Source organism: Streptomyces venezuelae, assembly GCF_008642335.1.
GTDB classification, from domain to species: domain Bacteria; phylum Actinomycetota; class Actinomycetes; order Streptomycetales; family Streptomycetaceae; genus Streptomyces; species Streptomyces venezuelae_F.
This window is the reverse complement of sequence record NZ_CP029191.1, coordinates 4147777-4170441: the sequence shown is the minus strand read 5'-3', so window position 1 is coordinate 4170441 and position 22665 is coordinate 4147777. Positions and strand designations below refer to the sequence as shown.

18 protein-coding genes are annotated in these 22665 nt (G+C 71.2%); 11 read left to right on the top strand and 7 right to left on the bottom strand.

Going from position 1 to position 22665, the window contains the following annotated elements; translation table 11 throughout:
- The gene (locus DEJ49_RS18795) at positions 1-630 is read right to left on the bottom strand and encodes a MarC family protein (protein ID WP_150185191.1); all 630 of its coding nucleotides are present in this window, start codon (positions 628-630) and stop codon (positions 1-3) included.
- A gap of 1481 nt (positions 631-2111) precedes the next feature.
- Entirely contained in the window at positions 2112-3020 is a 909-nt protein-coding gene (locus DEJ49_RS18790) for a LysR family transcriptional regulator (protein ID WP_190329383.1), read from the bottom strand.
- Positions 3021-3175: 155 nt separating this feature from the next.
- Between DEJ49_RS18790 and DEJ49_RS18785 the strand changes: the two genes are divergently transcribed.
- Together DEJ49_RS18785 and DEJ49_RS18780 are read left to right on the top strand one after the other, a co-directional pair.
- On the top strand, positions 3176-4453 hold the full coding sequence (locus DEJ49_RS18785; protein WP_150185190.1) for an SGNH/GDSL hydrolase family protein: 1278 nt from the start codon (positions 3176-3178) through the stop codon (positions 4451-4453).
- Positions 4454-4455: 2 nt separating this feature from the next.
- Positions 4456-5865, top strand: coding sequence for an MFS transporter (locus DEJ49_RS18780; protein ID WP_150185189.1), 1410 nt, complete (start codon positions 4456-4458; stop codon positions 5863-5865).
- Here the strand turns inward: DEJ49_RS18780 and DEJ49_RS18775 are convergent.
- Together DEJ49_RS18775 and DEJ49_RS18770 are read right to left on the bottom strand one after the other, a co-directional pair.
- Complete coding sequence (locus tag DEJ49_RS18775) at positions 5850-6254, bottom strand: hypothetical protein (protein ID WP_150185188.1); 405 nt, start codon at positions 6252-6254, stop codon at positions 5850-5852. The two genes, DEJ49_RS18780 and DEJ49_RS18775, sit on opposite strands and share 16 nt — an antisense overlap.
- A gap of 58 nt (positions 6255-6312) precedes the next feature.
- Positions 6313-6669, bottom strand: a complete 357-nt coding sequence (locus DEJ49_RS18770) for a hypothetical protein (RefSeq protein WP_150185187.1) — start codon at positions 6667-6669, stop codon at positions 6313-6315.
- Between the two features lie 158 nt (positions 6670-6827).
- Here DEJ49_RS18770 and DEJ49_RS18765 point away from each other — a divergent pair, with 158 nt between their 5' ends.
- The 5 genes from DEJ49_RS18765 (at position 6828) to DEJ49_RS18745 (ending at position 12777) form a co-directional block, all read left to right on the top strand.
- Positions 6828-7847, top strand: a complete 1020-nt coding sequence (locus DEJ49_RS18765) for an ATP-binding cassette domain-containing protein (protein ID WP_150185186.1) — start codon at positions 6828-6830, stop codon at positions 7845-7847.
- On the top strand, positions 7844-8695 hold the full coding sequence (locus tag DEJ49_RS18760) for an ABC transporter permease (protein WP_150185185.1): 852 nt from the start codon (positions 7844-7846) through the stop codon (positions 8693-8695). Before DEJ49_RS18765 ends, DEJ49_RS18760 begins: the two co-directional genes overlap by 4 nt.
- Positions 8696-8761: 66 nt before the next feature.
- Positions 8762-9613 (top strand): hypothetical protein, encoded by an 852-nt coding sequence (locus DEJ49_RS18755; protein WP_150185184.1) that lies wholly within the window; start codon positions 8762-8764, stop codon positions 9611-9613.
- Positions 9614-9700: 87 nt separating this feature from the next.
- Positions 9701-10729 (top strand): endonuclease/exonuclease/phosphatase family protein, encoded by a 1029-nt coding sequence (locus tag DEJ49_RS18750; protein ID WP_411757174.1) that lies wholly within the window; start codon positions 9701-9703, stop codon positions 10727-10729.
- Between the two features lie 44 nt (positions 10730-10773).
- Positions 10774-12777, top strand: a complete 2004-nt coding sequence (locus tag DEJ49_RS18745; protein WP_150185182.1) for an FUSC family protein — start codon at positions 10774-10776, stop codon at positions 12775-12777.
- Between the two features lie 121 nt (positions 12778-12898).
- Here DEJ49_RS18745 and snpA read toward each other — a convergent pair whose 3' ends face one another.
- A complete protein-coding gene (snpA, locus tag DEJ49_RS18740) occupies positions 12899-13552 on the bottom strand; it encodes a snapalysin (protein ID WP_150185181.1) in 654 nt (217 codons plus the stop codon).
- A gap of 222 nt (positions 13553-13774) precedes the next feature.
- Between snpA and DEJ49_RS18735 the strand changes: the two genes are divergently transcribed.
- Both DEJ49_RS18735 and DEJ49_RS18730 read left to right on the top strand, forming a co-directional pair.
- Positions 13775-14761, top strand: coding sequence for a LysR family transcriptional regulator (locus tag DEJ49_RS18735; RefSeq protein WP_150185180.1), 987 nt, complete (start codon positions 13775-13777; stop codon positions 14759-14761).
- A 177-nt stretch (positions 14762-14938) separates the two neighbouring features.
- Positions 14939-16198, top strand: a complete 1260-nt coding sequence (locus tag DEJ49_RS18730; protein ID WP_150185179.1) for a hypothetical protein — start codon at positions 14939-14941, stop codon at positions 16196-16198.
- Between the two features lie 92 nt (positions 16199-16290).
- Here DEJ49_RS18730 and DEJ49_RS18725 read toward each other — a convergent pair whose 3' ends face one another.
- Entirely contained in the window at positions 16291-18387 is a 2097-nt protein-coding gene (locus DEJ49_RS18725; RefSeq protein WP_150185178.1) for a PhoX family protein, read from the bottom strand.
- Between the two features lie 539 nt (positions 18388-18926).
- On the opposite strand from DEJ49_RS18725, the gene DEJ49_RS18720 reads away from it, so the two are divergent.
- Positions 18927-20219 (top strand): VWA domain-containing protein, encoded by a 1293-nt coding sequence (locus DEJ49_RS18720; RefSeq protein ID WP_317850452.1) that lies wholly within the window; start codon positions 18927-18929, stop codon positions 20217-20219.
- 136 nt (positions 20220-20355) lie between these two features.
- Positions 20356-21978 carry a methionine--tRNA ligase gene (metG, locus tag DEJ49_RS18715; RefSeq protein WP_150185176.1) on the top strand — a complete coding sequence of 541 codons (1623 nt, stop codon included), beginning with the start codon at positions 20356-20358 and terminating at the stop codon, positions 21976-21978.
- 95 nt (positions 21979-22073) lie between these two features.
- Here the strand turns inward: metG and DEJ49_RS18710 are convergent, their stop codons facing one another.
- Positions 22074-22646 (bottom strand): Uma2 family endonuclease, encoded by a 573-nt coding sequence (locus tag DEJ49_RS18710; protein ID WP_223832890.1) that lies wholly within the window; start codon positions 22644-22646, stop codon positions 22074-22076.
- Positions 22647-22665 lie beyond the last annotated feature (19 nt).

Here is a 22665-nt window from a genome sequence, read left to right as displayed (position 1 = left end):
TCAGTGGTCGGCCCGGTCCGCCGGGACGCCGAGTGACGTCAGCCCGTCGAGCACCAGGTCCACGCCCACCGCGGCGAGCAACAGTCCCAGCAGTCGGCCCAGGAGCTCGATCGTCGCGTGGTGCGTGCGGCTGAGGGCGCGCGCCAGTACGACGACGCAGAGCAGGTCGACGACGATCACGGTGACGTACGCGCCGACGACCGTCGACCGCCACGTCCAGGAGTCACGCGCGGCCCCCTCGATCAGTACCGCCGTCATCGCGAGGGGGCTCACGACGTACGGCATGAGCAGCTGTCGTACCCCGCTGACCAGGTCCGGTGTGTCGGGGCCCGGGGCCTCCGTGCCGAGGTGGATGCCGAGGACGAGGCCGACGGCGTAGATGAAGAAGATGACCCCGCCGGCGACCTGGAGCGCGGGGGTCGAGATGTGGAAGAGATCGAGGAGCCAGGGCGAGGCGATGCCGGTCACCAGTCCCACGAGGACCGCCGCCGCCGACGAGATCAGGGCGATCCGGCGCAGCTCGGCGGTGGGGTGGGTCTGCGCGAGCCCGGCGAAGGCGAGCAGGACCTTGGGGGGTCCGACCACGGAGAAGAAGGTGATGAATGCGGCGGAATAGCTCAGAGCGGTCATGGGGGCATCCTGCACGGGGGGCCGGGGGCGGCGGGGAAGGCGGGCGGGGACTTCGGTGGGCCGGTGCCTTCGATGGTCACCGGGGCCGCCCGGTGTTGTCCGGAGTGTGGCGGTTCCGGGCCGCGAGTAAAGGGCGCTCCGCTGCGCTCCGCGTCGGCTTCGCCGATTCCGCTCCGCTCCACCCTTGACTCCCGCCCCTCCACCGCGAGCTGATGTTGACCCGGACGGCCAGGGGTGGGGCCGGCGGGGACCGCTGGGATGGGTCATCCCCTTTCACTGCCGGGTGCGGACCGGCCCATTGCGAGCGGGCGACATGCTCGATGTGCCCTGCCCGGTCGGAGGCCGCGCCCTCCGGCACCTACTTTCGGAAAGTTGCGAATCGATCGGCCGCGCGCCCCCTCAGCAGACCGAATGCGCCCCCAGCAATTGAGTGGCAGCGGTCCCTCCCGGCACCTACTTCGGGAAAGTTGCGAATGCGGCCGCCGCACGCCCCCTCGGCGGATCGAGTGCGCCCCCCTGGTATGCCCGTTTGCTGTGCCCGGTGAGCTCGACGGGTGGTGGGCGGGACGGCGTGCGGGGTGTGGGAGGGGGGCGCGCGGCGGGTCGGTTCGCAACTTTCCCGAAGCAGGTGCCGGAGGGGGGCCGGGGGCGGTCGCCTCCTCCGGTCGGCCTGGTGATCACCTCGCGTACGGCGTGCCGACCCGGCCGCCGCACACCGCGCACCCTGCTGCCCCTCACCCCTCACCCCGCATCCGGCATCCGGCATCCGGCATCCGGCATCCGGGGCACCGTCCCACCTCCTACCCGCCTCGCGCATCCGACGTGGCGCACTGGCATGCCAGGAGGGGCGCATTGGGCTTGGGCGGGGGGCGCGCGGCCAATCGATTCGCAACTTTCCCAAAGTAGGTGCCGGGGGGGGGTGGCCTGTCCCCACCGCCGGGGGCGCATTCGGTCTGCCGAGGGGGCGCGCGGCCACTCCATTCGCAACTTTCCCAAAGTAGGTGCCGGACGGCGCGGCCCCCGACCGGACACAGCACCTCGACCATCCCGCCCACGCACGATGAGCCGGTCCGCAGCCGGAAACGAAAGCGGCTGACCCGCCCCGAACCGTGACCGCCGCCCACGATGGGCCGGGCCGCACCCGGCCACGCGAGGGAATGACCCGAGCGGCAACGCCGCGCGGCTGGCGGAACCGCGACCGTGGCGGCCACCCGCGATGGACCGGGCCGCACCCGGCCGCGAAGGGTGATGACCCATCCCAGCGGTCCCCGCCGGCCCCACCCCTGGCCGTCCGGGTCAAGGGTCGAGTCGCGGTGGAGGGGCGGGAGTCAAGGGTGGAGCGGAGCGGAATCGGCGAAGCCGACGCGGAGCGCAGCGCAGCGCCCTTTACTCGCGGCCCGGAGCCGCCACACTCCGGACAACACCGGGCGGCCCCGGTGACCACCCGGTGCCGGTCCACCGAAGTCCCCGCCCGCCCCCCCCTAGAACGCCGCCGGCCCCCCATTCGCAGCAACCACATCCCGCACCACCCGAACAAACCCCTCCACCCCCGCACTCGTCCCCACCGCCCGGTGGATCAGCGCGACGTCCGCGGACGGCACGTCGTGCAGGGGCACGAACGTGACGCCGGGCCGCGCGTAGTACTTCTCCACGGACGCGACGACCGGCGAGACCCCCCGCCCCGCCGCGACGAGCGTCATCAGTTCCTGGAAGGAGGCCACCGCCTGGCCCCGGCGGATCTCACGCCCGCTCGGCGTGCGCGGCGGCACGTGGAAGTCCCACCAGTACGCGGGCGCCCCGTTCACGACGCCGAAGAACGTCTCGCCCGCCAACTCCTCCAGGGAGACGGAGGTCCGCCCGGCCAACGGGTGGCCGACCGGCATCGCGAGGAGACGCGGCTCGTTGATGACGATCGGGCCGACCGCCAGGTCCGGTTCCCGGACCGGAAGGCACGTGAAGAGCACGTCGATCTCGCCGCCCCGCAACGCACCCAGCGGATCCTGGAACTGGGTCTCCCGCATCCGCACCTCCACCCCCGGACTCCGCTCCCGGAACAACGTCAGGATCGGCGCGGTCAGCGTCCCCGCACCCGCCCCGAGGAAGCCGACGTTCAGCTCACCGCCGACGCCCCGCGCGGCGTCCTTCGCGCGGGCCACCGCCGCCTCCATCTCCTTGTGGAGCGGCGCCAGATCCTCGTACAGCTGACGCCCGAGCGGCGACAGCCGCACCACGCGGCTCGTGCGCTCGAAAAGCGGCGCACCGATCCTGCGCTCCAGCTTCTTCAGCGTCTGGCTGACCCGCGCCTGCGAGAGCAGCAGCCGCTCCGCGGTGCGGCCGAAGTGCAGCTCCTCGGCCAGGGTCAAGAACGTCTCCAGCTCTTGCCGCTCCACCGCATACCCCCTGTGACCTGCATCGATAAGCCCGAGCGCGTCGATCGTTTCACGGATCGCCGTTGATGGTGGATCGCGGTCGGCGGATCTTTGAGGAGTCAGGACGGCGGCCCGCCGAACGGACACCTTCTCCCCCCAACCACCTGGAGCCCGCCATGATTTCGCGTACCCGCACGGCCTTCGTCGCCACCGCCACCGCCACCGCCGTCGCCCTCGCCCTCACCGCAGGAGCCCAGGCCTCGCCCGCGGAGCGACACGCGTCCTGGACCGCCGCCTGGGCGAGCGCCCCACAGCGCCCCAGCACCGGCTTCAAGCCCAACTGGTCCGAGGCCGGCTTCGACGACCAGACCCTCCGCCAGGTCGTCCGCGTCACCGAAGGCGGCGACAGAGCCCGCATCCGGCTCTCCAACGCGTACGGCAGCTCGCCGCTGCGGATCGAGAGCGCGACGATCGCCCGTACGAAGGAGAAGGGCTCGGCATCCGTCGAGAAGGGGTCGCTCACCCCGCTCACCTTCGGCGGAAAGCGGGGCGTCACCATTCCCGCCCAACGGCAACTCGTCAGCGACGCCGGCAAGCTGGATCTCCAACCCTTCGAGTCCGTCACCGTCACCCTCCACCTCTCCGGTACGACCGGCCCCGCCACCTTCCACGCCCAGTCCTTCGCGACCAGCTACCGCGCCGACGGGGACCACACGGCCGACACGGGCGGCCGCGCCTTCGGCGAGTCCACGGAGTCCTGGTACTACCTCTCCGGCGTGGACGTCGGCGGCTCCCCCGCGGCACGCACAGCGAAGAAGCGCGACGGCGTCGTCCTCTTCGGCGACTCCATCACCGACGGCTTCGCCTCCTCCACCGACCGCGACCGCCGCTGGTCCGACGCGCTCGCCGAGCGGCTGGAGAAGGCGGGCGAGCCGCGGCCCGTCCTCAACTCCGGCATCGGCGGCAACATGGTCCTCAACGACTCCGCCTGGTACGGCGAGAAGAGCGCCAACCGGTTCGCGCGCGACGCCCTCGACCTGCCCGGCGTCGGCACGGTCGTCGTCCTCGAAGGCCTCAACGACATCGGGTACAGCGAGACCGACAAGCCCACCTACAAGCCCGCCCCGGTCGTCTCCGCCCGCGAACTCATCAACGGGCACACGGAGTTGATACGTAAGGCGCGTGCCAAGGGCGTGCGGATCGTCGGCGCCACCCTCCTCCCCCTCGGCGGCTCCGACCACTACGGCAAGCACGCCGCCGCCGTGAGCGACGAGTTCAACGACTGGGTACGGACGTCCGGCGAGTACGACGCGTACGTCGACTTCGACAAGGCCCTCGCCGACCCGCGGGACCCCGAGCGCATCGCCCCCGCCTACGACAGCGGCGACCACCTGCACCCGAACGACGCGGGCTACCGGGCCATGGCCCGCGCGGTGGACCTGGAGACCCTGTGATGATGACGGCGCGGCAGAAGCTCGTCCTGACCCTTCTCCTCGGCTCCCAGTTCATGATCGCCGTGGACTTCTCCATCCTGAACGTCGCCCTGCCCGTCGTCGGCGAAGGCCTCGGCTTCGCCCTCGCCGACCTCCAGTGGATCGCCACCTCCTTCGCGCTCGCCGCCGCCGGATTCACGCTCCTCTTCGGCCGCGTCGCCGACCTCTTCGGGCGCAAAAGGCTCTTCATCGGCGGCATGGCGCTGCTCGGCCTCTCCTCCGCCCTGGGCGGCCTCGCCACCTCCCCGGAGGTCCTGCTCGCGGCGCGCGTGCTGCAGGGTCTTTCCACGGCGGCCGTCACCCCCGCCGGGCTCGCCCTGCTCACCACCGCGTTCCGCGAGGGGCCGCTGCGCGACCGGGCCCTCGGCCTCAACGGCGCGCTGATGTCCGCCGGCTTCACCACCGGCGCCATCCTCGGCGGACTCCTCACCGAACTGCTCTCCTGGCGCTGGGCGTTCTTCATCAACGTGCCCGTCGCGGCCGCCGTCGTCGCCCTCGCGCCCTCCCTCCTCACCGACTCGCGGATCGTGTGCAGGCACCGGCTCGACCTGCCGGGCGCGGTCACCGTCACGGGTGGGCTGCTGGCCCTCGTCCACGGGCTCACGCGGGCCGGTGAGAACGGCTGGACCGAGCCTCTCGCCCTCGGCTCGCTCCTCGCGGGGGCCGCGCTGCTCGTCGCCTTCTGGTTCGTGGAGCAGCGCTCGCCCGCGCCCCTCGTGCCCGTCCGCATCATGCGGCGCCGCTCGGTCGTCTGGGGCAACGCGGCGGGCCTGATCGCCTTCGCCACGGAGACCTCGCTGGTCTTCCTCATGACGCTCTACCTGCAGGAAGTACTCGGATACTCCGCTCTCGCCACGGGCCTCGCCTTCGGTGTCCTCGGCGTCGGCACGGTGGTCGGCGGGCTGCTCGGCGGGCGGGCGGTGAGCCGGTTCGGCGGGCGGGCGGCGATCCTCGGCGGGGGTGTGGTGCAGGCCGCCGCCACGGTGTCGCTGGTCGCGCTCGGGACGTCCGGCGGGTGGCTGTATCTGCTGCTCGCCGCGACGTTCGTGGGCGGTGTCGGCAACATGCTGCTGATCGTGGGCTTCATGGTGACCGCCACGTCGGGCGTCGCCGACTCCGAGCAGGGCCTGGCGACCGGGCTCGCGACGATGACCCAACAGGTCGGGATCACCCTCGGCATCCCCGTGATGAGCGCGATCGTGGCGGCCCGGACAGGAGGCCACGCGGATCCGCGGGGCGTCCTGTCCGGGGTGGGGGTGGCCGTGGCCGTCAACGCCGGGCTGGTGCTCGCGGCGTCACTCCTCGTCGCGCGCCGGCTCGGCGGCGGCCGGGAGCGGAGGACGGGGAAGAGTACGGCTCACTCGGTCGTGTAGTAGCGGTAGAACACCGCCGCGAACACACCCGCCGCGACCACCAGCGCGATCACGGTGGACCGCAGCACACTCGACCCGCCAAGGCTGCAGAGGAAGCCGAGCGCGATGCCCGCGAACGCCGCCCAGGACAGGGCGCGCAGCTCGCGCGGGAGCGAGGGCGCCAGGCGGTGCAGGGCGAACATGACGGCGGCGAACATCAGGCCGGTCACCACTCCGAACATGACGTTCCCGGTGGTGATCGGCCCGCCGTCGCGCCGGATGGCGCAGGCCCAGAGTCCGTAGACGACCCCCGCGAGCAGGGCGAGGCCCGCCCAGCGGGACGCGGATGTGGAGGACGTCGCGGGCGTCCGGGTGCGGGGCGCGTAGTGGACGGGTGCGGTGTGTGCCATGACGGTTCCCTTCTCGGCCCCCTGCGTACGCGATTCAGTACGTCAGTCAGTACGTCAGTCAGTACGCGCACGGGTCCTCGGACGAAGACCCGCAGCTCGGCACGTGACGGCCGCCCGTGTCGACGTACTCCGCGCTCACCCAGCCGCGCTCGCCCTCCAGCCAGTACCACCGCGGGTTGCCGTGGACGGACATGCCTTGTACGGCGCATTTGACGCGGTCCTCGCTGCCGTACGGCATCTTCGCCAGGATCCTGCCGTGCGTACTCGGCTCGTCCCTGACCTTCAGGTCCGGGCCCGAGACGACGGTGCCCCAGATGACGCCGTCGTTGTTGTGGGCGGGAGCGGCGGCAGCGGTGGCGGTGGCCGCAACGGTCCCGAAAGTCAGCAGCGCCGCCACGCTCAGAGCGATTCGCATGATCAGCCTCCTCGCCCCCTCATCCAGATAACACCCGTTCGGGCGAACGCTCCACCGGAGAGCTTCCCTACGCTGAAAGCGATGAGTTTCCGGGGCGGCCCGGGTCTGCCCTCATGACGAATCCTTTACCTCTTGCTCCTGTGAGAAGGCGGGCGGACATGAGCAGCATGGCCATCGAGACCGCGGGTCTGGTGAAGACCTTCGGCGACAACCGCGCGGTCGACGGCATCGACCTCTCCGTCCCGGCCGGCACGGTCTACGGCGTACTGGGACCGAACGGGGCGGGCAAGACCACGGCGGTCAAGATGCTCGCCACGCTGCTGCGGCCCGACGGGGGCGAGGCGCACGTGTTCGGGCACGACGTCGTCCGGGAGGCGGACGCCGTACGCGGCCGGGTGAGCCTGACCGGGCAGTACGCGTCGGTCGACGAGGATCTGACCGGCCTGGAGAACCTGATCCTGCTCGGTCGGCTCACCGGGCACTCCAAGCAGCGGGCGCGCGGGCGTGCCGGGCAGCTGCTCGAAGCGTTCGGGCTCACGGAGGCCGCGGCGCGGCAGGTGAAGAACTACTCGGGCGGCATGCGGCGCCGCATCGACATCGCCGCGTCCATCCTGAACACCCCCGACCTGCTGTTCCTCGACGAGCCGACGACGGGCCTCGACCCGCGCAGCCGCAACCAGGTCTGGGACATCGTGCGTGCGGTCGTCAGGCACGGCACGACGGTCCTCCTCACCACGCAGTACCTCGACGAGGCCGACCAGTTGGCGGCGCGGATCGCCGTCATCGACCGGGGCAAGGTCATCGCGGAGGGCACCAAGGGCGAGCTCAAGGCGTCGGTCGGCGCGGGCTCGGTGCATGTGCGGCTGCGGGAGGCCGCACAGCGCGAGGAGGCGGCGCGGCTCCTCGGCGCGGTGCTCGGTGAGCAGGTGCAGCTGGAGCCGGATCCGGTCGCGCTGACGGCGCGGGTGGGGGCGGACGGGACGAGTACCGGATCGAGTGGGGGTGGTGCCGCCGAGCAGGCCTCCCGGGCGCTCGCCGAGCTCGCCCGCGCCGGGATCACCGTCGACGACTTCTCCCTCGGCCAGCCCAGCCTCGACGAGGTGTTCCTCGCCCTGACCGGCACGGACGCCTCGCACCAGACCCCCACGACGGACCTGAAGGAAGAGGCCACGGCATGAGCACCGCAGCCACCACCAGCGAGTCGCAGGACCTCGCGCCGGTCAGGACCGAGTCCCTCGCCGAGCTCCTCATCGCCACCGAGCGGCCGCCCCGGCCCTCCGCGCTGTCCGCCTGCCTCACGTTCGGCTGGCGCGCCATCCTCAAGATCAAGCACGTGCCGGAGCAGCTCTTCGACGTCACGGCGTTCCCGATCATGATGGTGCTGATGTACACGTACCTGTTCGGGGGCGCGCTCGCCGGCTCCCCGTCCGAGTACATCCAGTACCTGCTGCCCGGCATCCTCGTGATGTCCGTCGTCATGATCACGATGTACACGGGCGTGTCGGTCAACACCGACATCGCGAAGGGCGTCTTCGACCGCTTCCGTACGCTACCGATCTGGCGCCCGTCGACGATGGTCGGCTATCTCCTCGGCGACGCCCTGCGCTACGCCATCGCGTCGGTCGTCATCCTGACCGTCGGCCTCATCATGGGCTTCCGGCCGGACGGCGGCTTCGTCGGCGTCGTGGCGGGAATCGCGGTCCTGCTCGTCTTCTCCTTCGCGTTCTCGTGGATCTGGACGATGTTCGGGCTGCTGCTGCGCACGGAGAAGTCGGTGATGGGCGTCAGCATGATGGTGATCTTCCCGCTGACGTTCCTCAGCGACATCTTCGTGAAGCCGGAGACGATGCCGGGCTGGCTGCAGGCGTTCGTCAACAACAACCCGATCACCCACTGCTCGTCCGCGGTCCGCGCCCTCATGGACGGCACGTCGCCCACGACGGAGCTGGCGTGGACGCTCGGCTGGGCGCTGCTCCTGGTGGCGGTGTTCGGGCCGGTGACGATGCGTCTGTACAACCGTAAGTAGGCGCTGTTGCCCCATATGCAGTCGCCCCGGTCGCGCCCCGCGTGACCGGGGTCTTGCCTTGGAGGCGTGCCGAAATCCGTCCGCGGTCCGCTGTCCGTCGCCCTGCTGGTCCTCGCCTGCGTCCTGGTTCCGCTCGGCGTGCTCTCGATCTGGGCGACGTACGAGATCGGGGACCGGGACAGTTACGTCGCCACGATGGCGCCGCTCGCCTCCGACCCGGCGGTGCGGGCGGCGGTCGCCGACGAGGTCACGGGCTCGGTGATGAAGGAGATCGACGTGGGCCCGCTGCAGGGCACGGTCGAGACGTTCGTACGGGACGCGGTGGGGTCCTTCACGGAGACGGCGTCGTACAAGACGGCCTGGAACGCGGCGAACCGCGCGGCCCACGACGCCGTGCAGTCGGCCCTGAACGACGACTCGAACGGCGAGGTCACCATCGACCTCGCGCCCATCACCCGGCAGGTCAAGCAGCAACTGGTGGACGACGGAGTGCCGTTCGCGTCGAAGATCCCGGTGAAGCACACGGACATCACGGTCCTCCAGTCCAAAGACCTCGGCTGGCTCTGGAAGAGCTTCCACGCGCTCCAGGTGGCGGGCGTCTGGCCCGCGGTGGCGGCGGCGCTGCTGACCGCCGCGGGCATCCTCCTCGCCGCCCGCCGCCGCAGGGCGGTCCTCGGCACGGCCCTCGGCATGGCGCTCGGCGCGGCGCTCCTGATCGCCGCGGTGGCCATCGGCCGCGCCCTCACCCTGGACGACCTCCCCTCGGACATCTCCCACGACGCGGCGGGCGCCGTGTACGACGCACTGACGGAGACGCTGCGGGTGACGGCGTGGGTGATCGTGGGGGTGATGGTGCTGGTGGCGGTGGTGGCGTGGCTGGGACCGCGGGTGCGGCTGCGGGGGCGCCGCCGCGCCTGACCCGGTGCGGCGGCCGCCGGGCAACCGCCGTCCGCCGTGTCCCGTCTCTGGGAGAGGATGCGGGTGACCGGTGTGAGGGGTGGCTTCTTGGACAGCGCGGAGAGTGTGGCCGTCGGGGCCGACGTCGAGGAGGAGACCGACCCGCCGGAAGCCCGGCGGCGGGTGGGGCGCGTCGCGGCCTGGGCGGCCGGGCTGCTCCTCGCGGGGGTCAGCGTCGTCGCCGGGTTCCGTGTGGCCGACTCCGACGGAGTCACCCCCGTGCCGCAGATCCTCGCGTTCCTGCCGTGGCTGCTCGTGCCCGCCGGTGCCGGGCTGCTGATGGCCGTGCTCGCGCGGTGGCGGGTCGGGATGCTGTGGGGAGTCCTCGTGCTGGGGGTGCTCGCCTGGTACGTGCAGCCGTACGGGAACACCGACGCGCCGAGCGGGCCCGCCGTCGCCGAAGTGCGGGTGCTGACGTCCAACGTCGAGTTCGGCGGCGGCACCGAAGGGCTCATCAAGGCCGTGCGCGAGGAGCGGCCCGACCTGCTCTTCGTCGAGGAGTGCGACTTCGCGTGCTCCGCGCTGCTCCGCAAGGAGCTGCCCCGCGCCGACTACCCCCACCGCGCGTCCGTCGAGGCGTCCGGCGCCGAGGGCTCCGTCATCCTCGCCAAGATGCCGCTGAAGAGCGCGGCCGGCGTCGAGGGCACGCTCGGCATGCCCGGCGCCGTCGCCGACATCGACGGGCACGACGTGCGCGTACAGCTCGCGCATCCCATGCCGCCCCTGCCCCGCGGGGTCGACCTGTGGCGGTCCGAGCTGGGCAGGATCCAGAGGTACGCCGCAGCGGGGGACGGCGCGCCCACCATCATCGCCGGGGACTTCAACGCCACGCAGGACCACGCGGCGTTCCGGAAGGTCCTCGACGCAGGGCTCCGCGACGCCGCCCGGATCGCCGGCCCGTCCCGCACCCCCAGCTGGCCCGCCACCGCGCCCGCCCCGCTCGGCGCGCAGATCGACCACGTCCTCGCCACGCCCGACTTCTCCGCCCGCGACGCCCGCTTCCTGGACATCGGCAACACCGACCACCGAGCCCTCGCCGTCACACTGACCCTGCACAAACCCGCAACAGAGCGTTGATCCTCCGGCCAGGGCAAGTAACGTAAAGCGCCGATAATGGGCACATGCCCCGAGAGTCCCGCCCCGCCCGTCCGGTCTCACTGAGCCCGCTCACCCCACCCGACTGGCTGGTCAGGTCCCTCAAACCGCAGTCCGCGCCCATCCCCTGGGCGGCCGTGGCCCGCGCCTCCGTCGCGATGGCGCTCCCCCTCGCCCTCGGCATCCTCGCCGGACAGCCCGCGTACGGCGCGCTCGCCTCCATGGGCGCCCTCTCCGGCGTCATCGGCGACACCGCCGACGCCTACCGCATGCGGATCTTCAACATCGCCGTCCCGCAGCTCTTCGGCGCCCTCGGCGTCACCCTCGGCTCGCTCGTCTTCGGGCACGGGTGGGTCGCCGTCGGGGCCGTCACCCTCATCGCGCTCGTCTCCGGGATGATGTCGACGATCGGCGCGGTCGCCTCCGTGTCGGGGCTGCTCCTGCTGCTCAACTGCGTGGTCGGCGCCGGGCTGCCCATGCCGGGACAGTGGTGGCTGGCGCCGCTCCTGATGACCGGCGGCGGCCTCCTCGTCCTCACCCTCGCCCTGCTCGCCTGGCCGCTCCGCTCCGGCGTCCCCGAACGCGCCGCCGTCGCCGCGTCCTACCGCTCGGTGGCCGCGCTCCTCGACGCGGCGGGCACGGACACGTACGACGAAGCGCGCACCGCGGTCACCGCCTCCCTGAACCAGAGCTACGACCTCGTCCTCGCCCGACGCACCCGCGACCACGGCCGCAACCCCGAACTGGTGCGCCTGGTGGCCCAGCTGAACGCCCTGACCCCCGTCATCGAGGCGGCCCCCGCCGCCGACCAGGCCGCCCGCCACGCCTGCGTACGCCTGCCGCCCGAAGTGCCCGCCGCGGTCCGCGCGCTGGCCGACGCGGTGGAGCGGGGCGAGGCCCCCCGCACCGACCCCGCCGAGGCGCCCGCCCGCGCCGCCGCGCGCATCCCCGAACCCCAGGACCACGCGGCCCGCGCCCTCGACCACGCCGTACTGCACGCCGCGGAGACCCTCGCCGACCCCGACCCGCTCGGCGTCATCGAGGCAGACGACCGCCTCGGCCGCCCCGCCGACCTGCGCGTCCGTGCCCGCCGCGCGGCCCGCAACGTCGTCCTGTCCGGCGCCTCCTGGCGCTACGGCCTGCGCCTCGCCCTGTGCATCGGCCTCGCCCAGTCCCTGGTCTCGATCATCGAGGTGCCCAGGTCGTACTGGGTCGCGCTCACCGTCACGTTCGTCCTCAAGCCCGACTTCGGCTCGGTCTTCTCCCGCGCGGTCCTGCGCGCGCTGGGCACGGCGGCGGGCCTCGTGGTGGCGGCGGCGGTCCTCGCCGAGGTCCCCCACGGCTGGTGGGACGTCCCGGTGATGATGCTCCTGGCCCCGCTGATCCCGGCCCTGACCACCCGAGGCTACGGCTACCAGACGGCCGCGATCACGCCCGTCATCCTGCTCCTCTCCGACATCCTCAACCACCAGGGCCTCGGCCTCGTCGTCCCGCGCCTCGTCGACAGCCTGATCGGCTGCGGGATCACGCTCGTCGCCGGGTATCTGCTCTGGCCGGAGAGCTGGGGCACACGGATCGGCGACCGGCTCGCCGACGCGGTCGCGGACACGGCGCGGTACGTGGAGTGCGCGTTCGGCGACGGCGACGCGGCGGCCCGCGCCCGCATGCGCCGCGGCCTCTACCGCGACCTGTCCGTCATCCGCTCCGAGTTCCAACGCGCCCTGACCGAGCCCCCGCCCACGGGCACGCGGGCGGCCGCGTGGTGGCCCCTGGTGGTCGCCGTCGAACGCATCCTGGACGCGACAACAGCGGCAAGGGTCCGCATCCGCCACGGAGCGGCTGCGCCGAAGCCCGACGAGGTGGCCGAAGTCGCCCACGAACTACGGTCCCTGGCGGACCGCCTGCGCACATCGGTGACCCTGGAGAAGGGCAACGTGAACTTCACCGACGACACCCAGGACAGCGTCCTGGAACCCCTACGCCAGGAGGTATCGGCAGCACGAGCGGTGGCGTCCCCGCAGGGTGACTAAAGGGCGCGGTACAAGCTGTGGCGCCACCGCAGGGTGACCAAAGGGGCGCGGGGAACTGCGCGACCAGCCACAGCCGGCCCGCAGCTCCCCGCGAATCCTCAAGACCCCGAAGGCCCCGCGCCTAGCGGACCTTGTGAAGGGCCTTGGCCAACCCGTTGGCCCACAACTGGTCCACCCGCCCCCGCTCCGCGGAATCCGGCTGCGAGTTCGTGCAGGACGGACCGGGCCCACCCCCGGACATCAACTGGCTGCAAGGCCCGTCATACGTGTCGGGCAGCCCGAGCACATGCCCGGTCTCATGCGCGGTGACGCGAGTCGAGTCGTACTCCTTGTTCTGCGCGTAGTCCAGGAAGATGTACCCGTTCCCATGACCGTCCGTGCTCGCGTACGAGCCGCGCGCGTCGTTCCCCTCGCGGTACGAGAAGCTCGCGCCCGAGCTCCCCTCCTGCAGCTTCACGTTGGAGACCGCGCCGTTCCAGATGGACGTGGAGCTGGCTATCTGCTGCGCGAACGTGGGCGCGCCGGACGCGTCGTACGTGACGGTCACCGACTTCGCGCCGGGGTTCGCCGCACGCTTCTCGGCGACCGCCTTCACGACGGCCTCGAAGAACGCCTTGTTGGCCTTTGCCTCGGCGGCGGACCCTTCGTACGCGGCGTACGAAGAGGTCGCGGAGACCGGCGCCGACGCGGAGCCGGCAGCCGTGGCCGAGGTCGCGCCGAGTCCGGCGACGGCAAGGCCGAGGGCAGCGGCGACGGACAGGTAACGCTTGTTCATGTGTGGGGGGCTTCCTACTCGTTCCACGACCGCGTGGGGGCAGTCGATGAAAGGTGAACGGTTCGGTAGCTGTGAGTGTCGGGGAGCGTGGGGCGCGTGGGAATGATGGCAACACGCGATAGCCCGGAGCTATCGCCATGACCCGGCCTGCCCAGAACGGCCGGTTCTCATGGGGTTTGAGCGTCTGGTGCAGCGGCCGTACCGCCTCTACGCTCATCGGCCATGGAGCTCGAGGTGAGGCACCTCCGCGCGCTGTGCGCCATCGCCGACACCGGCAGCCTGCACAAGGCCGCGCGGCAGCTCGGCATGAGCCAGCCGTCGCTGACGACACAGCTGCGCCGCATCGAGCACGCGCTCGGCGGCCAGCTCTTCTCCCGCGAGCGCACAGGCTGCCGCCCCACCCAGCTCGGCCGGGTCGTCCTCAGCCGCGCCCGGCCCCTCGTCACGGAGATGCGGGCGCTGGTCGCGGAGACGAAGGCGGCCGCCGCGCGCACCGCCGAGGGCCCGCAGCTGCGCATAGGCTCCACGGCGAGCCGTGCCATACCGGGCTGGCTGCGCAAGCTGCGCGCACGTCTGCCCGGCACCGAGATGTCGCTCCAGATGGACGTGTCCGCGAACGCGCTGCTGCGCATGGTGGAGACCGGCCACCTCGACATCGCGTTCGTGCACGAGGTGGAGGGCTGTCCGCTGCGGCTGCCGGAGAGCCTGCGAAGACGGGTCCTCCTCGACCGTGAGCCGCAGTTCGTCTCCCTCGCCGCGGACCATCCGGCGGCGGACCGGCCCGTCGTACGCCTCTCCGACCTCGCCGAGGACCGCTGGATGGTGGACCCGACGGTCGACGGCGAATGGGACGGTCTGCGGCGGGTCCTGACCGCGGCGGGCCTCAACCCCCGTGTCCTGCACGGCGATTACCTCACCGCGTCGTCCCTCGTCGCCACCGGCGAGGTCGTCGCCCTCTGCCAGCCGACGTCGCGCGGCAGGACGGACATGGCGGTACGCCCGCTGTACGGCGACCCCCTCGGCGTACGCCTCATCCTGGCGGCACGCACGGAGGAGGAGCTCGACGCGGTGTACGGGGAGCTGGAGGCGGCCTACTGGGAGGCGGCCCGACAGGCGCCCGCGTATACGGAGTGGTTGCTGAGGTCGGGCGACGCGCGGGGGACGACCGGTGGGCCGACCGGCGGGACCTTGGTCCCCGCAAGCCGGTGACCTTCGGCGACACACCCTCTGACCTGCGGTTTTAGGCGATTTACGGTACTGGGTCCCGCCCTGGGCGCACTTGTTACATTCCCTACGGATGACGCACACATGGCACCCGTAGCTTCGTGTCTGTCGCCACCGCAAAGGGGCACAAACACGGACAGCTAGACGAGGGAAGTCACCGCCATGCGCGCCACCCGCCGTACCTTCCGCACCGCCGCCATCGCCACCGGAGCCATCGCCGCTCTCGCCGTCCCCACCACGGCCGCGTTCGCCGCGGACGCACCCTCGACGCCGCAGGGCCAGGTAGCGCAGGACGACCAACAGGGCACCCAGGACCAGACCGGCAAGGACGAGAACCAGAAGCAGGACGAGAACAACCAGGACAAGTCCAAGGACGACCAGAACCAGACGGACAAGGACCAGACGGACAAGGACCAGACCGGCAAGGACAAGGAGCAGCCCCCCGTCCCCGGCGGCTGGGAGTCGAAGGGCACCACGGACCTCGGCAAGGGCTGGACCGCGAGCGTCGAGGTCAACGCCTCCGCCCGGACCGCCAAGGCGACGATCTCCCTGAACGGCGCGGCGAAGGGCTCCCTCACCGCCTACGAGAAGTCCGCGTCCACGACGATCGACGGCAACACCTTCACCCTCACCCCCGACGGCACGGCCACCGCCAAGCTCACGGACAAGAACAAGGACAAGGACAAGAAGGACCCGGTCGTCGGCGGCTGGGAGTCCAAGGGCACGACGAACCTCGGCAAGGGCTGGACCGCGAAGGTCGACGTCAACGCCTCCGCCCGGACCGCCAAGGCCGCGATCTCCCTGAACGGCAAGCCGAAGGGCTCGCTCACCGCGTACGCCACGTCCGCGACGACCAGGATCGACGGCAACATCTTCACGCTCACGCCGAGCGGCACCGTCACGATGAAGGCCAAGCCGACCCCGCCGAAGCCGCGGCCGGACCACAAGCGCGTCTTCGTGCGCGAGTACAAGAACCTCGGCGGCAGCGGCTTCGACGCGAAGGTCTACAAGGTCAAGAACGGCTACGAGGCCGACATGATCGCCAAGCTGCCCGACACCGGCAAGAAGTCGGTGTGGGACACGCTGAAGCAGACCGGGAACAAGCCCGCGTACGGCCAGCACAACGGCGCCCACTTCGTCCTCAACCCGGACGGCACGATGAAGGGCTGGACCGAGGGCAAGACCAAGGGCAACGGCAACAACACCGGGCATCGCACCAACAACGGCACCAAGCCGCAGCCCCACCCCCGCAACGACTCGCAGCAGGTCGTCCCGAAGGGCGGCGTCAAGGCCGGCGCCGACGGCGTCCAGTCGGAGTCCTCGTCCGACGACGCCCCGCTGATCGCCGCGGGCGGCGGCATGGCGGCGGCGGGCGCGGCGGGCCTGGGCTTCGCGCTGTACCGCCGCAAGCAGAACGGCTGAGTGTGATCTGACGGCAGCACCAGCAGTACGAGCAGCACGACGGATGGGGCACCCCGCGCAAGCGGAGTGCCCCATTCACATAGCCCTACGGGTCAGACGCCGATGTCGCAGCCGTCCTCACGCCACACCGAGACGACCGATGGGCGGACGATCTTGCCGGGGCCGTCGGGCCAGGCGCTCGCCGGCTTCTCCACGGACGCGCCGTCGATTTCGCCCGGGTGCTGCACGGAGACGAGCACGCGCCGGTCCTGGACGAGCGGCCCGCACGTCTCGGCGCCGGTCGGCATCGTCAGGAACTGCTTGAGCTCACCGCGCCGGTCGCCGCGCGTGGCCACACCGAACAGGCCGTCGTGCGAGCCGAGTTGGTTGCCGTCGGTGGAGATCCACAGGTTGCCGTGCGGGTCGAAGGCGACGTTGTCCGGGCAGGAGATCGGGGAGACCCGCTCCTTGGGGAAGCCCGCGAAGTACGTGGCCGGGTCGTTCGGGTCACCGGCGACGAGGAACAGCGACCAGCCGAAGGAGGTCGCGTCCGCGCGGTTGCGGCGCTCGGTCAGCTCCAGGATCTGCCCGTGCTTGTTGAGGTTGCGCGGGTTGGCCTCGTCGGCACCGGCCTTGCCCGCCTTGCCCCGGTCGGAGTTGTTGGTGAGCGCGACATACACCTTGCCGGTGTGGGGCGACGGCTCGATGTCCTCGGGCCGGTCCATCTTCGTGGCGCCCACCTTGTCGCCGGCGAGGCGCGTGAAGACGTACACCTCCTCGGCGGTCATGCCGTCGACGTGGCTGACGGCCTTGCCGCCGGGCCCGGCGGTGGCGAGCGGAATCCACGTCCCGCTGCCGTCGAACTCGCCGTCCTCCGGCAGCGTCCCCTTCCCGTCGATCTCGTCGGCGGGCGAGTCACCGGTCAGCTTGGCGACGTAGAGCGTCCCCTCGTCGAGCAGGCTCAGGTTGTGCTCGTGCGCGGCGCGGGACGTGCCCTTGGCCATGCGCTTGCTGCTGACGAACTTGTAGAAGTAGTCGAACTTCTCGTCGTCACCCATGTAGACCACGGGGCGGCCGTCGTGCGTGAGGCGCGGCTGCGCGGCCTCGTGCTTGAAGCGGCCGAGCGCGGTGCGCTTGCGCGGGGTCGAGTCCGGGTCGTACGGGTCGAGTTCGACGACCCAGCCGAAGCGGTTGGCCTCGTTGGGCTCCTGCGCGAGGTCGAAGCGGCGGTCGAACCGCTCCCACTTGCGCTCGGAGGCGGCACCGGTCACGCCGTACCGCTTGAGGCGGGCGACGGTGGTCGGGTCGGTGACCTTGTCCGCGTTGCCGAAGTACTGGTTGAAGTTCTCCTCGCCGTGCAGGGTCGTGCCCCACGGGGTGGTGCCGCCCGAGCAGTTGTTGAGGGTGCCGAGGACGGTGGTGCCGCGCGGGTCGGCCTTGGTCCGGACGAGCTCGCTCCCGGCGACGGGCCCGGAGAGCCGGAACGGGCTGGTGGCGGTGAGCCGCCGATTGAGGTGATGCCGGGAAACGGCCCGCAGCGCGCCGCTCCTCCTCTCCCCCTCCACGACGACCACGGACAGACCGTGCGCGGCCCAGGCGATCTCGACCTGCTCGCGGGTGGGGTTCGCGGGGTCGTACCCCTTGAACATCAGAATCTCGTCCGTGTACTCGTGGTTGGCGACGAGGACCTGCCGGCCGTGCTCGCGCCGGAGCGGCAGCAGGCTGAGGAAGTCGTTGTTGTACCCGAACTGCCCGGCCTGCGCCTTGGCGCTCTGCTTGTCGGCGTCGAAGGCGGGCGCGCCGCGGAGGATGGGCTCGCCCCACCGTATGACGACGTTCTGCTCGTACCCGTCGGGGACGGTGACGGTGTCGGCGGTGTTGGGGGCGACGGGGTCGAAGCGGAGCCCGCGGGCCCCCTTGTGCTTGCGGCCCTTGGCTTGGTTCGTGACGGGTACGGCGGCAACGGCCTCGCCCGCCCCCGGCCCGGCGAGGACCGCGCCACCCGCGGCGGTGGCGACGGTCACGACGGCGGCGGCGCGCATCATCGAACGGCGGCTGAGCGCACCGGCGATGACGTCGCCGACGTACGCGTTGTCGCTGGTGTTGGGCACCTCGCCGAAGCAGGCGTCACCGCAACGGAACCGGCAGGTCAGGGCGGAACGGCCGCCGCTCCCCTGATGCGAGGTGATGATCGGCAGCAGCTTGGGCACGGGTCCTCCGTCGTTGTGGCTTGATTCCGCCGTGAGGCTAGGCGCGGGGTTCGGCACGGCGGCGGCCTGCGGGTGAACGGAGGGTGAATCCGTGGCGCATGGGAGGGAGTTGCGGTGTGGGTTCGCGGCGCGGCCGGTGAGCGTGACGCCCGTGGGTGGTCGCGCGGGTGACCTCGCCCGGGTGACGAGTGCCGACCCTGCCCAAGATCGCGTACTACGGCGGCTAACCTTACGTGTCCGCCCTGGCCAGGGATTTTCGGAATCAACTCACGCGAAGGGTTGCGCACATGGGCATTCTGAACCGCCTGCGGAACGCGTTCGGACGGTCACGCAAGGAGAGCGTTCCGGAGGCACGGGAGCCCGAGCGTGCGACGGGTACCGACCAGGGCCCGGCTTCTACCTCCACCTCTACGTCCGCTCCCGCCCCGGAGCCGGATACGGCCGCCCCGGTCACGGTGACGGTCCCGTCCCCCTCCCCGGAGCCGACCCCGCCCCCGAAGGCCAAGCTCCCCTCCCCCAGCAAGGAGCCCACCCCCACGGTGGACGACTTGGTAGCCGCAGCCTTCGACAACGTCACGGTCCCGCCCCCTTCCCGCGAACCGAAGCCGGAGCCGAAGGCGGAGGCCGAGATCGCCGCCGAGGCGGAACCGAAGGCTGACGCCACAGAGACCGAAGCCGCTCCCGCCGCCCCCGAGGCAGAGCCGAAGGCTGACGCCACCGAGACGGAGACCGCCCCCGCCGAGCCCCCGGCGGAGCCGCAGGCTGACAGCACCGAGCCCGAGGCCGCCACCGCCGAGTCCCCGGCGGAGCCGAAGGCTGACAGCACCGAGCCCGAAGCCGCCACCGCCGAGTCCCCGGCGGAGCCGAAGGCTGACAGCACCGAGACCGAAGCCGCCACCGCCGAGTCCCCGGCGGAGCCGCAGGCTGACAGCACCGAGACCGAGGCCGCCACTGCTGTGGGCAATCGTCCCGCTGGGCGGGACGGGTGGGCACAGCCCCCGGTGCAGGGCACCGACGAAGAGGGCGCTCAGGAGGCCAAGCCCGAGCCGCAGGCTGAGGTCACGACCACGGACAAGCCCGAGCCGCAGGCTGAGGTCACGACCACGGACGAGTCCGAGCCGCAGGCTGAGCCCGCCCCGGAGGGCGACGGTAACCGAACCCCGGGGAACGGAAAGCCCGCCGTCTCCGCGGCAAAGGTGCGATCAAAGGCCCCCGCCCTCGCCACCGCCTACCGAGCCGCAGGCACCGCCCTGAAAAAGCACGACCTCACAGGAACCCGAGCCCAGGTCTACCTGGTCCTCGACCGCTCCGGCTCCATGCGCCCGTACTACAAGGACGGCTCCGCCCAGAGCCTCGGCGAACAGGTCCTCGCCCTCGCCGCCCACACGGACCCGGACGCCACCGTCCACGTCGTCTTCTTCTCCACGGAGATCGACGGCACCGGCACCCTCACACTCTCCGAGCACGAGAACCGCATCGACGAGCTGCACGCCGCCGCGGGCCGCATGGGCCGCACCAGCTACCACCGCGCGATCGAAGAGGTCGTCGCCCACTACGAGAAGTCGGACCACAAGGGCGAGCCGGCCCTGGTCGTCTTCCAGACGGACGGCCCCCCGGACGTGAAGGGCGTGGCGACGCAGGCGCTGGCGGACGCCGCCGCGCACCCCCTCTTCTTCCAGTTCGTCGCGTTCGGCGACCACGACGCGAAGGGCTTCGACTACCTCCGCAAGCTCAAGGCGGACAACGCGGCGTTCTTCCACGCGGGCCCGACCCCGCGCGAGCTCACGGACAAGGAGCTGTACGAGGGCCTGCTGGCGTCCTGGCGCCCGTAACCCGGCGTACCCCACTCCAGGGGGCGCACCGAGAGCCACCGGCCGTACCGGAACCCACCGGCCGCACCGGAAGCCCCCGGTCCACCCCCTGGAATCGAGGTGAGTGGATCTTCACGGGGCCGTTAGGATTTCGACCATGGCGGCCACTGGATCCGAGAAGCAGGGAGCGAACGAGAACGCGAAGGCGTTCTACGTCTCGACCCCCATCTACTACGTAAACGACGCTCCTCACCTGGGCCACGCCTACACGACCGTTGCAGGGGACGTGCTCACGCGCTGGCACCGTCAGCGCGGCGAGAAGGTGTGGTACCTCACCGGCACGGACGAGCACGGTCAGAAGATCATGCGCACGGCCGAGGCGAACGACGTCACCCCCCAGGAGTGGTGCGACAAGCTCGTCACCGAGGCCTGGAAGCCCCTCTGGGAGCACCTGAACATCGCGAACGACGATTTCATCCGCACCACGGAGAAGCGTCACACCGACCGCGTGCAGGAGTTCGTCCAGGATCTCTACGACAAGGGCGAGATCTACAAGGGCGGCTATGAGGGCCCGTACTGCGTGGGCTGCGAGGAGTACAAGCTCCCCGGCGACCTCATCGAGGCCGAGGACGGCACGAAGCTGTGCCCGATCCACAAGAAGCCGGTGGAGCTCCTCAAGGAGGAGAACTACTTCTTCAAGCTGAGCGAGTACACCGACAAGCTCCTCGCCCTGTACGAGGCCAACCCGGACTTCATCCAGCCGGAGTCCGCGCGCAACGAGGTGGTGAACTTCGTCCGGCAGGGCCTCCAGGACCTCTCCATCTCCCGGTCGACGTTCGACTGGGGCGTGAAGGTCCCCTGGGACGACAAGCACGTCATCTACGTCTGGATCGACGCGCTCCTGAACTACGCGACGGCCGTGGGCTACGGCGCGAACGAGGAGAAGTTCGCCTCGACGTTCCCCGCGAACGTGCACCTCGTCGGCAAGGACATCCTCCGCTTCCACGCGGTGATCTGGCCCGCGATGCTCCTGGCCCAGGGTCTCCCGGTCCCCGGCAAGGTCGCCGCGAACGGCTGGCTGATGGTCGGCGGCGAGAAGATGTCGAAGTCGAACCTGACCGGCATCAAGCCCCAGGACCTCACGTCGCACTTCGGTGTGGACGCGTACCGCTGGTACTTCCTGCGCGCGATCGCGTTCGGCAGCGACGGCTCGTTCTCGTGGGAGGACTTCTCGGCCCGCTACACGAGCGAGCTGGCGAACGACTACGGCAACCTCGCGTCCCGCGTCGCCGCCATGATCGGCAAGTACTTCGGCGGCGAGCTGCCCGCGGCGACGGCGTCCGGCGACGCCGAGCAGGCGGTCCAGGACGGCCTCGCCAAGGCCGTCGCGACCGCCGACCGCGCGATCGGCGAGGAGCTGGACTTCCAGGGCGGCATCCTGGCGATCTTCGACTTCGTGAAGCAGGTCAACGGCTACATCACGGAGCAGGAGCCGTGGAAGGTCGCGAAGGACGACTCCGAGGCGGGCCGGGCCCGCCTGGCGACGATCCTCTACACGGCGGCGGAGTCCCTCCGCGCGGTGGCGGTCCTCCTCAACCCGATCATGCCCGACACCTCCCAGAAGCTCTGGGACTCCCTCGGCGCGGAGCCGCTCCTGGGCGCCCTCGCCGACCAGGACGTCCGCGCGGCCGCGACGTGGGGCACGCTGCCCGCGGGCGCGACGGTCACGAAGGGCGCGGTCCTGTTCCCCCGCCTGGAGGAGCCGAAGAAGGACGCGTAAGCGCTGACACGCACGTACGACGAGGGGCCGGAGAACCGCACGGGTTCCCGGCCCCACGGGCGTACGCCCCGCCGTCACACCGAGGCGGCATCCCCTTACCCGTACGGATGCCAGCCGGACGTCTGCACCGTGAACCCCATCGGGTCCGGCAGGGTGATGGGCTGGCCGAAGATCCCCTTGCCCGTCTCGACGTAATGCCTGCCGTCGAGCTCCAGCAGATGCCACGTGGCATCGTTCGGATCGACGATCAGATACACCGGAATGCCGACGCCCGCATACCGCTCCCGTTTGTCGTCCCAGTCCCGCTTGATCGCCGTACGCGTCGTGGAGACGGTCTCGACCACGGCGAGCAGGATCTGCGCGGGCCAGTCGGACTCCGCGTCATCGCCCGGCCGGTCCTCGCTGCGGATGATCACGGCATCCGCACGGGGCCGATAGTCGTCGGCCACCAGAACCCCTCGCTCCGACCAGGCCTCGAAGGGGTCGGGGGTGTGCCGCACGAGGCTCCGCCCGGGCAAGTCGTGCAGGTGTCCGGGGTTGGCCTGCATCACGAGCTCACCGTCGAGCAGCTCGACGTGCAGACCATCCGGCACCTCAAGCTCGTGCCACATCTCGATGAGCTGGTCCTTCTTCATCACGCTGGCCTCCGCCCGACTCAGGTACGCCATCCACATTACGAGGTCCGAG

What these genes read in the sequence shown, in the direction of transcription:
- DEJ49_RS18795 (WP_150185191.1), bottom strand. Translation starts at nt 630, where the DNA reads ATGACCGCTCTGAGCTATTCCGCCGCATTCATCACCTTCTTCTCCGTG.
- DEJ49_RS18785 (WP_150185190.1), top strand. Translation starts at nt 3,176, where the DNA reads ATGATTTCGCGTACCCGCACGGCCTTCGTCGCCACCGCCACCGCCACC.
- DEJ49_RS18780 (WP_150185189.1), top strand. Translation starts at nt 4,456, where the DNA reads ATGACGGCGCGGCAGAAGCTCGTCCTGACCCTTCTCCTCGGCTCCCAG.
- DEJ49_RS18775 (WP_150185188.1), bottom strand. Translation starts at nt 6,254, where the DNA reads ATGGCACACACCGCACCCGTCCACTACGCGCCCCGCACCCGGACGCCC.
- DEJ49_RS18770 (WP_150185187.1), bottom strand. Translation starts at nt 6,669, where the DNA reads ATGCGAATCGCTCTGAGCGTGGCGGCGCTGCTGACTTTCGGGACCGTT.
- DEJ49_RS18765 (WP_150185186.1), top strand. Translation starts at nt 6,828, where the DNA reads ATGAGCAGCATGGCCATCGAGACCGCGGGTCTGGTGAAGACCTTCGGC.
- DEJ49_RS18760 (WP_150185185.1), top strand. Translation starts at nt 7,844, where the DNA reads ATGAGCACCGCAGCCACCACCAGCGAGTCGCAGGACCTCGCGCCGGTC.
- DEJ49_RS18745 (WP_150185182.1), top strand. Translation starts at nt 10,774, where the DNA reads ATGCCCCGAGAGTCCCGCCCCGCCCGTCCGGTCTCACTGAGCCCGCTC.
- snpA (WP_150185181.1), bottom strand. Translation starts at nt 13,552, where the DNA reads ATGAACAAGCGTTACCTGTCCGTCGCCGCTGCCCTCGGCCTTGCCGTC.
- DEJ49_RS18735 (WP_150185180.1), top strand. Translation starts at nt 13,775, where the DNA reads ATGGAGCTCGAGGTGAGGCACCTCCGCGCGCTGTGCGCCATCGCCGAC.
- DEJ49_RS18730 (WP_150185179.1), top strand. Translation starts at nt 14,939, where the DNA reads ATGCGCGCCACCCGCCGTACCTTCCGCACCGCCGCCATCGCCACCGGA.
- metG (WP_150185176.1), top strand. Translation starts at nt 20,356, where the DNA reads ATGGCGGCCACTGGATCCGAGAAGCAGGGAGCGAACGAGAACGCGAAG.
- DEJ49_RS18710 (WP_223832890.1), bottom strand. Translation starts at nt 22,646, where the DNA reads ATGGCGTACCTGAGTCGGGCGGAGGCCAGCGTGATGAAGAAGGACCAG.